9 protein-coding genes are annotated in these 9,846 nt (G+C 66.9%); 1 reads left to right on the forward strand and 8 read right to left on the reverse strand.

Annotated features, from left to right (window positions below; all coding sequences use genetic code 11):
* Positions 1 to 474 (forward strand): type II 3-dehydroquinate dehydratase, encoded by a 474-nt coding sequence (gene aroQ, locus B4A72_RS03160; protein WP_292978080.1) that lies wholly within the window; start codon positions 1 to 3, stop codon positions 472 to 474.
* Between the two features lie 428 nt (positions 475 to 902).
* Here aroQ and B4A72_RS03165 read toward each other — a convergent pair whose 3' ends face one another.
* From B4A72_RS03165 to B4A72_RS03200, 8 genes are all read right to left on the reverse strand, one after another.
* The gene (locus B4A72_RS03165) at positions 903 to 2,246 is read right to left on the reverse strand and encodes an alpha,alpha-trehalose-phosphate synthase (UDP-forming) (protein WP_292951071.1); all 1,344 of its coding nucleotides are present in this window, start codon (positions 2,244 to 2,246) and stop codon (positions 903 to 905) included.
* Between the two features lie 14 nt (positions 2,247 to 2,260).
* A complete protein-coding gene (gene otsB / locus B4A72_RS03170) occupies positions 2,261 to 2,992 on the reverse strand; it encodes a trehalose-phosphatase (RefSeq protein ID WP_292951069.1) in 732 nt (243 codons plus the stop codon).
* 166 nt (positions 2,993 to 3,158) lie between these two features.
* Positions 3,159 to 3,788: a cob(I)yrinic acid a,c-diamide adenosyltransferase gene (gene cobO, locus B4A72_RS03175; protein WP_292951067.1), complete on the reverse strand. Its 630-nt coding sequence runs from the start codon at positions 3,786 to 3,788 to the stop codon at positions 3,159 to 3,161.
* A 14-nt stretch (positions 3,789 to 3,802) separates the two neighbouring features.
* The gene (gyrB, locus tag B4A72_RS03180) at positions 3,803 to 6,241 is read right to left on the reverse strand and encodes a DNA topoisomerase (ATP-hydrolyzing) subunit B (RefSeq protein ID WP_292951065.1); all 2,439 of its coding nucleotides are present in this window, start codon (positions 6,239 to 6,241) and stop codon (positions 3,803 to 3,805) included.
* 93 nt (positions 6,242 to 6,334) lie between these two features.
* The gene (locus tag B4A72_RS03185) at positions 6,335 to 6,967 is read right to left on the reverse strand and encodes a LysE family translocator (protein ID WP_292951063.1); all 633 of its coding nucleotides are present in this window, start codon (positions 6,965 to 6,967) and stop codon (positions 6,335 to 6,337) included.
* Positions 6,967 to 8,037 carry a DNA replication/repair protein RecF gene (recF, locus tag B4A72_RS03190; RefSeq protein WP_292951061.1) on the reverse strand — a complete coding sequence of 357 codons (1,071 nt, stop codon included), beginning with the start codon at positions 8,035 to 8,037 and terminating at the stop codon, positions 6,967 to 6,969. The genes B4A72_RS03185 and recF overlap by 1 nt, the downstream gene beginning before the upstream one ends.
* On the reverse strand, positions 8,034 to 9,152 hold the full coding sequence (dnaN, locus tag B4A72_RS03195) for a DNA polymerase III subunit beta (RefSeq protein WP_292951059.1): 1,119 nt from the start codon (positions 9,150 to 9,152) through the stop codon (positions 8,034 to 8,036). The genes recF and dnaN overlap by 4 nt, the downstream gene beginning before the upstream one ends.
* Before the next feature lie 176 nt (positions 9,153 to 9,328).
* The coding region (locus tag B4A72_RS03200; RefSeq protein WP_292951057.1) for a helix-turn-helix domain-containing protein at positions 9,329 to 9,846 on the reverse strand (518 nt) is incomplete at its 5' end.

The following is a 9,846-nucleotide window of genomic DNA, read 5'->3' on the forward strand; positions in this document are numbered from 1 at the left end:
ATGCCCGTCATCCATGTCCTGAACGGCCCGAACCTGAACCTGCTGGGAAAGCGCCAGCCCGAGATCTATGGCCACGAGACGCTTGAGGATGTCGAGCGTCTGTGCCGCGAGGCGGCGGGCGGCCACGAGATCCGGTTCCTGCAATCGAACTGGGAAGGCCAGATCATCGACTGGATCCACGAGGCGCGCGAGGCGGCCTGCGGCATCGTCATCAACCCCGCCGCGCTGACCCATACCTCGGTCGCGGTGCTGGACGCGCTGAACGCCTTTGACGGCCCCGTGATCGAGGTCCATATCAGCCAGGTCCATCGGCGCGAGGCCTTTCGCCACCATTCCTATGTCTCGCAGCGCGCCGACGGGGTGATCGCGGGTCTGGGAATCGAGGGCTATCCCGCCGCCATCCGCCGGATCCTGTCGCTGACCGCCCCAGACCGTTCCGGCCGGTCGGACGATACGGGAACCGGCAGCCCCTGATCCGCCCCGTGATGTTTCCAGACAGCCCGGAGAGATGGAAAAAGCCGCCGAATCCCTGGCCGCGGGGAGGAGGAGGGGGGCGGCAGGGTTCGGCGGCTGGCCCTTGATCCGGGCCGAGGGAGGAAGCCGAGGCTTTCTTGACCTCGGTATTGCCATCTGGCGCGATGATTCGATGCCTGTCACCAATCCGCCGGGGCGATGATGCCGCGATGCGGCAAGAAACCGGAATTCTGCCCGCTCCGTGGGCAAGAGCCGAAGAATGCGGCCATCCGGGAACGACGGTTCCGGCCGCGGCGGCGATGTCGCGATCATCCCCTCGGCCCCGGCAGCCGGGGATTCGGTCGTGATCCCGCGCGCCTGTCGTGGCGGCCAGGTCCGGGGCTTCGGCGACGGCGTGACCGGGCCCGCCGGCCCGCATTGCGGCCGGATCAGCCCAGGGCGTGCAGATAACTCGCCGACCACCAGCCGACATCACGTTCCACCACGCCCTGCAGCAGCGCCGAATGGCGGCGGCGGCGTTCATTGGCGGACATGCGCATGGCCCGCGCCATCGCCTCGGCCAGTTCCCAGGGATCGTGCGGGTTGATGATCAGCGCGTCCTGCATCGTCTCGGCGGCCCCGGCAAAGCGCGACAGGATCAGCACGCCGGGGTCGGACACGTCCTGCGCTGCGACATATTCCTTGGCCACGAGGTTCATCCCGTCGGCCAGGGGCGTGACCAGCCCGATCCGCGCCTGCCGGTAGAGGCCGGCCAGCAGGTTGCGCGGAATCGGACGGTGGATGAACCGGATCGGGGTCCAGTTGACGGTGGCGAACTGGCCATTGACGCGCCCGGCCAGATGTTCGGTTTCCTCGCGGATGTCCTGATAGGCCTCGACCGCCTCGCGGGTGGGCGGGGCGATCTGCAAGAACGAGATCTTCTCGATCAGGTCGGAATTGTTTTCCAGCAGCAACTGGAAGGCGCGAAACCGCTGCGGAATACCCTTGGAATAATCCAGCCGGTCCACGCCGATCATCATCTGCGCCCCGGTCAGGCTGCGCATCCGGTCCTCGTCGGGGGCGGTGCGGGCCTCTTCGATGAAGGCGGCGGTGTCGATGCCGATGGGAAAGACAGCCGCGCGCAGCGGCCGGTCCAGAAGCGTCAGCCGGTCATCCTGCTGCATCTCGATCCGCGACAATTGCCGCGCGCTTTCGGTGAAATTGGACAGGTCGCGCTGCGCCTGGAATCCCAGAAGGTCATAGCAGGACAGCCATTCGAACAATTCGCCGGGATTGGGCAGGGCGGCGCAATCGGCCGGGCCGGGAAAGGGAATGTGAAGGAAATGCCCGATCCGGGCTTCGACCCCCAGCTTGCGCAGTTCCGAGGCCAGCGGGAAAAGCTGGTAATCCTGCACCCAGATCCGGTCATCCGGTTTCAGATGCGGCAGCATCATCCGCGCGATGCGGGCATTGACCCGCCGGTATCCCTCGACATGTTCGGGCAGGATCCGGGTCAGATCGGCGCGGCCATGACACAAGGGCCAGAGGACGGAATTCGAATAGCCCAGATAATAGGCGTCGTGATCGCGGGGGGACAGGTCGAAGGCGGCGCGTTCGAACCGGGCGCCCTGGTGAAAGACCAGATCGTCGGAGGGATCCTCGACCTGCTCGCCCGAAAAGCCGATCCACAACCCGCCCGAACCGCGCAGCGCGTCCTCCAGCGCCACGACGAGGCCGCCCGAGGGATTGTCCCCCAGCGGCAGGCGATTGGATACCACGACAAGACGAGACATGACCCCTTACCCTTTCATCCGCATTGCGCCAGCGCGCCGTCCAGCCACCCGGCCAGCGCCGCGGGATCCGCCAGCCGATGCCGCGCCCCCGTTTCGCCGTCGCCGATCTTGATCCCGAAGCCGCCGCGTGCCTGCGCCTCGGCGATGGCGGGCTCGTCGGTCAGGTCGTCGCCGGCATAGACCGGGACCCGCCCCCGGAAGGAAGGCAGATCCATCAGCCGGGCCAAGGCGCCATCCTTGCCCCGGCCGGCGGGGCGAAGTTCAACCGCCATCTTGGCGGGTTGCAGCGCCATGCCGGGATGGGTTTCGGCCAACCGGGTCATGCAGTCCTCGACGAAGCCGCGCAGGGCGGGATCGGCACGATAATGCATGACGACGCCATGGGGTTTCGGCTCGACCAGCACCGCCGGATGCGGGGCCGCCATCTCGCGCGCGGTGCGATGCAGGGCGGCGGCATCCAGCGCGGTGTCGTGGGTGGCTTCGATCCGCGTGCCGTCCAGCGACAGCTCGGCGCCGTGGCTGCCGGCGATGGCGCCCGGAAAATCCGGCAGGTAGCGCCGCAGATCGGCCACGTCGCGGCCCGAGACCAGCGCCACCGCGCCATCGAGACGCCGATGCAGCCGGGCCAGCCGGGCGGGCAGGTCCGCAGGCACGATGATGGCATCCGGGCGTTCGGCGATCTCGACCAGGCAGCCATCGAAATCGAGAAACAGGGCGGCATCATCGGGCAGTTGCGGTGCGGTCATTCGGGCATGATCCATTGAAACGGGCAACGCGACATGGATTTTCTGCCGCGCCTGCCGGGTCAACCCGCAGGGCCCGGATTGGTTCGGCAAACATTTGCGATGCCGTCCGGCGCGCTGCAAGAAGGCCCGGTCCGGCCGGGCCGGATGGCCGCGACGGGCGGAAACCTCAGAATTCGACGCCCTGCTGCGCCTTCACGCCCTGCCGGAACGGATGTTTCAGCAAGGTCATCTCGGTCACCAGGTCGGCGGCCGCGATCAATGCCTCGGGCGCGTTGCGGCCGGTCAGCACGACATGGGTCATGGGCGGTTTTTCGGCGGCCAGAAAGTCCAGCACCTCGGCCGCGTCCAGATAGCCGTGGCGGAAGGCGATGTTGATTTCGTCCAGCAGGACCATGCGGATCGCCGGATCGCGGATCAGGGTTCTGGCCGTCTCCCAACCGGCGCGGGCGGCGGCGATGTCGCGGGCCTTGTCCTGCGTTTCCCAGGTGAAGCCCTCGCCCGAGACGTGAAAGCGGCAGATATCGCCGAAATGCTGCGTCAGCACCCGCTTTTCGCCCGTGTCCCAGGTGCCCTTGATGAACTGCACCACCGCGCAGGGCATGCCGTGACCGATGCAGCGCATGATCATGCCGAACCCGCTGCTGGATTTGCCCTTGCCGTTGCCGGTATGGACGATGATCAGGCCCTTCTCGACGATCTTCGTTTCCATCAGCCGGTCCCGCGCGACCTTCAGCTTCTTCATCTTCTGGCTGTGCCGTGCCAGATCCTCGGGCGAGGGGTCGGGGTTCGGGGACATCGCGGCGATCCTTGTCAGATATCCAGGTTCTCGACCGACAGGGCGTTCTGCTGGATGAATTCGCGGCGCGGTTCGACCACGTCGCCCATCAGCTTGGTGAACAGATCCTCGGCCTCGGCCACGTCCTCGATGCGGACCTGCAACATGGTTCGCGCGCCGGGATCGAGCGTTGTTTCCCAAAGCTGATCGGGGTTCATTTCGCCCAGACCCTTGTAGCGTTGCAGCGACAGCCCCTTCTCGCCCTCGAGGAAGATGGCCTGCAACAGGCCCAGCGGACCAAAGATGGGCTGGTCGCGGTCCTTGCGGACCAGATGCGCGGGCCGGCCATAGATGTCTTGCAGGGCGCCGGTCATCTCGCCCAGACGGCGGCTTTCGCCGCTGCGCAGCATCTGCCCGTCCAGGACACGGTTTTCCTCGACCCCGCGCAGGGTGCGGGTCAGGCGGATGCCGGCATCCTGCGTCGGCCGCCCCTGCCAGCCGCGTTCGTATTCCTCGGCGATCATGTCCAGCCGCGCGGCGATGGCGCTGGCCACGCCCTGTGCATCCGCATCGACGCGGCCCGGTACCAGCGCCCCGGCAATGGCGGCCTGTTCGGTGATATGGGGCGGATAATGGGTGGGATAGGCGCGCAGGATGCGGCGGGTCACGCGCGCCTCCTCGACCACGCGGGCCAGATCGTTGCCGGTGATCGCGGTGCCGTCGCCAAGCCGCAGCGCCGCGCCCTCGACCCCTTGCTGGATCAGGTAATCCTCCAGCGCGGCCTCGTTCTTCAGATAGACCTCGGACCGGCCGCGCCCGACCTTGTAGAGCGGCGGCTGCGCGATATAGAGATGCCCGGCCTCGATCAGGTCCGGCATCTGGCGGAAGAAGAAGGTCAGCAAGAGCGTCCGGATATGGGCGCCGTCCACATCGGCATCGGTCATGATGACGATCTTGTGGTAGCGCAGCTTCTTCAGGCTGAATTCGTCGCGCCCGATCCCGGTGCCAAGCGCGGTGATCAGCGTGCCGATCTGGTCGCTGCCCAGCATCCGGTCGAACCGGGCCCGTTCCACATTCAGGATCTTGCCGCGCAGGGGCAGCACCGCCTGGTTCTGGCGCGACCGGCCCTGCTTGGCCGAACCGCCCGCCGAATCGCCCTCGACGATGAACAATTCCGACAGGGCGGGATCCTTTTCCTGGCAATCGGCCAGCTTGCCGGGCAGCGAGGCCACGTCCATTGCGGTCTTGCGCCGGGTCAGTTCGCGGGCCTTGCGCGCCGCCTCGCGTGCCAGCGCCGCCTCGATGATCTTGCCGACGATCTGCTTTGCTTCGGCCGGGTTTTCCTCGAACCATTCGGACAGCTTTTCGTTCACGAGGCTCTCGACCGCCGGGCGCACCTCGGACGAGACCAGCTTGTCCTTGGTCTGGCTGGAGAATTTCGGATCAGGCACCTTGACGGACAGCACGCAGGTCAACCCCTCGCGCGCGTCGTCGCCGGTGAAATCGATCTTCTCGCGCTTGGCGATGCCGCTGGACTGGGCATAGCCGTTGATGACGCGGGTCAGTGCGCCGCGAAAGCCCGCCATATGGGCGCCGCCATCGCGCTGCGGAATGTTGTTGGTAAAGGGCAGCACGGTTTCGTGGTAGCTGTCGTTCCACCACATCGCGACCTCGACCCCGATGCCGTTCTTCTCGCCGGTCATGAAGATCGGTTCCGGCATGACGGGGGTTTTCGAGCGGTCGAGGAATTTCACGAATTCCCGCACGCCGCCCTCGTAGAACAATTCGGTCCGCAAGGCTTCGGCCGGGCGCTCGTCCTCCAGGATGATGCGCACGCCGCTGTTCAGGAAGGCCAGTTCGCGCAGGCGGTTTTCCAGCGTCTTGTAGTTGAAATCCAGATTGCTGAACGTGCCGTTCGGGTCGAGTTGCTTGTTGGAGGCCAGAAACCGCACCTCGGTTCCGCTTTCGCCCGGCGCGGCGTCGCCGGTGACACGCAGATGTTCGACCGTGTCGCCATGCTCGAATCTGGCGTAATGTTCCTTGCCATTGCGCCAGACACGCAGGTCCAGCCAGTCCGACAGCGCATTGACGACCGAGACCCCGACGCCATGCAGCCCGCCCGAGACCTTGTAGCTGTTCTGGTCGAATTTGCCGCCGGCGTGAAGCTGGGTCATGATGACCTCGGCCGCGCTGACGCCTTCGCCCGCATGCAGATCGACCGGGATTCCGCGGCCGTTGTCGCGCACGCTGACGCTGCTGTCGGCGTGGATCTTGACCTTCACATAATCGGCATGACCGGCCAGCGCCTCGTCGATGCCGTTATCGACCACCTCATAGACCATGTGGTGCAGGCCCGATCCGTCATCCGTGTCGCCGATATACATGCCGGGACGCTTGCGCACGGCCTCCAGTCCCTTGAGAACCTTGATCGAATCGGCGCCGTATTCGGCCTGCTGCGGGGCGGCTTCGCTCATCTGATGTTATCCTGCCTTTGTTGCTTTCGATATAAGCCGAAGCCCGCGCAATGTCACGGGAATGACTGCATTTTCCGCAGCTTTCCGCGGCGTTCAGGACCACAGATTCGCGGCGCCGATGAAAAGCCCCACCGCGATCAGCAGAAAGCCCGAAACGCGGGTCATCCGGCGCATCCCCGCGGGCGTGGCAAGGCGGGCGCGGGCGGCGGCGATGGTCGCCCCCATGACCAGGTTCATGGCAAGGGGAATGGCGCCGGACATGGCGACGATCACGGCGATGTCGGTCCTGGTCAGGCGGCCCACGTCGAAAAAGCCGGGCAGGACCCCGACATAGAAAAGCGCGGCCTTGGGATTGCCGGCAATCGCCATCAGCCCGGCGGTAAAGCCCGCCCATTTGCCGCGCCGGGTCAGGCGGCGGTCGGTTTCCACCGGCGCCTTCGCGTGGCGCAGCAGGGCAAGGCCCATGGCAATGAAGACGACAACCGCGATCCAGCGCAGCACCAGCAGAAATTCGCCATATTGCCCGGCGATCAGCGACAGGCCGAAGATCGCGATCAGCGGCCAGAGGAAATCGCCGATGACCACGCCCAGCGACAGCGGCCAGACCCCGCCCCAGCCCGAGGACAGGGCGCGGGCCACGATCGCCACCCAGACCGGCCCCGGCGTCAGCCAGATTGCCAGCAGCGCGCCGGCGTAAAGCCAAAGAGCCTCCAATGGCAGGGTCATCAAGCCTCCGTCGCGGCGGATGCGCCGTTCACCCGGGTGATCGACAGGCGGCGGGCGCGCGCGTCCAGCGTGTCGAACAGCTCGGGGCCGGTGCCGGTCAGCAGGCTTTGCGCGGGCAGCGCCGCGATCTGGTCATGAAGCCGCGCGCGCCGGTCGGCGTCCAGATGCGCCGCCACCTCGTCCAGCAACAGGATCACCGGCTGATCCGACAGGGCGCGGGCATTGGCCAGGATCAGCGACAGCAGCAGCGCCTTCTGTTCGCCGGTCGAGGACAGCGCGGCGGGCATGTCCTGCGGCCCCCAGGTCGCGCCCAGATCGGCGCGGTGCGGGCCGGTCAGGCTGCGCCCGGCCGCCAGATCGCGCGGGCGCATCGCGGCAAGCCGGTCGGCGATGCTGTCCCGATCGGGATCGTCGGCCTGTCCTTCGCCGGGCAGCAGGGTCAGCCGGGCGGCGGGGAAATCGCCGCTTTGCTGAGCGTCCATGATCGCCGCCAGCGCCGCCAGCCGGTTGCGGGTCAGCCCCGCACCCGCCTGCGCCATCTGTGCCTCCAGCGCCCGATACCAGCCCGGATCGCCGATCTGGTCCCTCAGCAGCCGGTTTCGTTCGCGCATCGCCTTGTCATAGGTCAGCGCCAGATCGGCATGATCGGGTGTCAGGCTCAGCGTGACGCGATCCAGAAAGCGCCGGCGCGCCTCGGGCGGGTCGGACCACAGCCGGTCCATCGCGGGCACCAGCCAGATGATCCGCAGCAGACGCCCCAGGGCCGTCTGCGGGACCGCCTTGTCGTCGATGGCGACGCTGCGCGCCTGGCCGGGCGGGGCGGTTGTCTCGACCGGCAGGTCGCCGATCCGCGCCCGGATCCGCCAGCCCGCCATGGGCCCCTGCCGCGCCTGATCGGGGGCGGGGGCGCCGCGCAACCCGCGCCCGGGCGACAGCATCGACACCGCTTCGAGGATGTTCGTCTTGCCCGATCCGTTCGGGCCGTGAATCGCCAGGGGATGCCGGTCCAGTTCCAGATCCAGCCGGGCCCAGGACCGGAATTGCGCCAGCGAAAGCCGCCTCAGCGTCACACGCGCATCGGCATGACGACATAGACCGCGCTTTGATCGCTGCCCTCGCGGATCAGCGCCGCATCACCCGAGCCGTTGAACATGAAGACCGCATTGTCACGATCGACCTGGCTGGCGATTTCCTGAAGATATTTGGCGTTGAATCCGATTTCGAGCGGGTCGTCGTCATAGGCGACGATCAGTTCCTCGTCGGCGGCGCCGGCATCGGGCGCGTTCACCGACAGGACCAGCTTGTCGGCCTCGAGCGCCAGCTTGACAGCGCGCGAACGTTCGCTGCTGACGGTCGCCACCCGGTCCACCGCGCGGGCGAAATCGGCTGCGTCCACCTCCAGCTTGCGGGCGTTGCCGACCGGGATCACGCGGCTGTAATCGGGGAAGGTGCCGTCGATGACCTTCGAGGTCAGGGTGATGTCGGGCGTGGCGAAACGGACCTTGGTTTCGCTGACGGAGACGGCGATGTCGGCCTCGTCATCGTCCAGCAGCTTGCGCAATTCGGCCACGGTCTTGCGCGGCACGATCACGCCCGGCATCTCGGCCGCGCCATCGGGCAGGGGGGCGTCGATGCGGGCCAGCCGGTGGCCGTCGGTCGCCACGCAGCGCAGGCTGGGCCCGTCCTCGGTCTGGGCGACATGCATGTAGACGCCGTTCAGGTAATAGCGCGTCTCTTCGGTCGAGATGGCGAATTTCGACTTGTCGAACAGCCGCCGCAGCACCCCTGCCTTTGCTCCGAAATTGGCGCTGTATTCGGTCGAGGCCATGACCGGGAAATCCTCGCGCGGCAGCGTGGCAAGGCTGAAATTGGATCGCCCGGCCTGCACGTTCAGCCGGCCCGCCGCGTCGTCCGAGGTGATCTGGACCAGGGCGCCATCGGGCAGCTTGCGCGCGATCTCGTTCAGCATGACGGCGCTGACGGTGGTGGCGCCGGGGCGCTCGACCCGGGCCGAGGCGCGGTCAACGACCTCGGTGTCCAGATCGGTCGCGCGGAAGCTGACGCCGTCCGCGGTTGCCTCGATCAGCACATTGGCGAGAATCGGGATCGTGTTGCGGCGCTCGACGACGGATTGGGCCTGTGAGACGGCTTTGACCAGAACGGCGCGCTCGATCGAGAATTTCATCGCTTTTCCCTGTCCCTGCGGCCGGAACGGCCCTTTGTCGGACCTGTTTTGTAACCGCCCGTGGAAGCGGTCACAAGGATTTCATGCGCGGGATTTCGGGCCCGGACGACGCGGCGCGCACGCCCCTGTCAGGAACCCGGCAGAACCCGGCCGCGGCGAGGCTGCGCCGGTCGCGATCAGGCCTCCAGAAGCCGTTTCAGCATCGCCACGTCCTCGGCGATGCTGCTGTCCTCGCCCACCAGTTCCTCGATCTTGCGGACGCCGTGCATGATCGTGGTGTGGTCGCGCCCGCCGAAACGGCGGCCGATTTCGGGCAGGCTGCGGCAGGTCAGCTGCTTGGACAGATACATCGCGATCTGGCGCGGGCGGGCGACGTTGCGGGCGCGTTTCGGACCCATCATGTCGGCCAGGCGGATGTTGTAATGTTCCGCCACCTTGCGCTGGATGTCGTCGATGCTGATCTTGCGGTCGTTGGTGCGCAGGATGTCGGCCAGGCATTCCTGGGCGACCTCCAGCGTGATCTCGCGCTGCAACAGGCTCGCATGGGCGAAAAGCCGCTGCAACGCGCCTTCCAGAACGCGCACGTTGGTGCTGATCCGGTGGGCAAGGAATTCCAGCACGCCGGCGCCGATGCGCATGTCGGGGCTCTGGCGGCGGAAGGCCTCGGTCTTGGATTGCAGGATGCCCAGGCGCA

The organism is Paracoccus sp. UBA5162, assembly GCF_002413585.1.
GTDB lineage: Bacteria > Pseudomonadota > Alphaproteobacteria > Rhodobacterales > Rhodobacteraceae > Paracoccus.

Bases quoted from the DNA above. Each gene is read 5' to 3' on its own strand.
- aroQ (WP_292978080.1), top strand. From the start codon at position 1: ATGCCCGTCATCCATGTCCTGAACGGCCCGAACCTGAACCTGCTGGGA.
- B4A72_RS03165 (WP_292951071.1), bottom strand. From the start codon at position 2,246: ATGTCTCGTCTTGTCGTGGTATCCAATCGCCTGCCGCTGGGGGACAAT.
- otsB (WP_292951069.1), bottom strand. From the start codon at position 2,992: ATGACCGCACCGCAACTGCCCGATGATGCCGCCCTGTTTCTCGATTTC.
- cobO (WP_292951067.1), bottom strand. From the start codon at position 3,788: ATGTCCCCGAACCCCGACCCCTCGCCCGAGGATCTGGCACGGCACAGC.
- gyrB (WP_292951065.1), bottom strand. From the start codon at position 6,241: ATGAGCGAAGCCGCCCCGCAGCAGGCCGAATACGGCGCCGATTCGATC.
- B4A72_RS03185 (WP_292951063.1), bottom strand. From the start codon at position 6,967: ATGACCCTGCCATTGGAGGCTCTTTGGCTTTACGCCGGCGCGCTGCTG.
- dnaN (WP_292951059.1), bottom strand. From the start codon at position 9,152: ATGAAATTCTCGATCGAGCGCGCCGTTCTGGTCAAAGCCGTCTCACAG.